Origin of the sequence: Xanthomonas pisi DSM 18956 (assembly GCF_001010415.1) — a bacterium.
GTDB lineage: Bacteria > Pseudomonadota > Gammaproteobacteria > Xanthomonadales > Xanthomonadaceae > Xanthomonas > Xanthomonas pisi.
Map to the genome: position 1 here is coordinate 1 of NZ_JPLE01000233.1, position 312 is coordinate 312.

Sequence of the window (312 nt, forward strand, 5' to 3'; positions counted from 1 at the left end):
AACGCGAAAGGGTACGGAATGGTGAAGGCGATGAAGTACATCGAAGCACGTGAAGCCGGAACCTTAACGCAAAAGCAGAAGGATGCATTGGCCAATGCTGAAGTCAAATACGGCGACCTTACAGAGATGCACACAAAGTTCGGCTGGGCGTATAATGACCCCTATCTAATTGGCGTCACTTCCGGTGCTTCAATACGCCAGATGAAGGAAGTCGGCGATGACGAGCGTGCAATAGTAATCGGCAAGTTGACCAAGAAAGTGCTGGCTGACGAGAACGAAGCGACACGCATCCGTAAACGTCTTGAGCGCGGA

Annotated in this window: 1 protein-coding gene; it reads left to right on the forward strand. The window is 51.3% G+C overall.

The genetic code is table 11. The annotated features are described in order from the left end of the window. Positions 1-30: 30 nt before the first annotated feature. A partial coding sequence (locus tag Y887_RS17840) for a hypothetical protein (protein ID WP_157004353.1) occupies positions 31-312 on the forward strand: 282 nt, incomplete at its 3' end.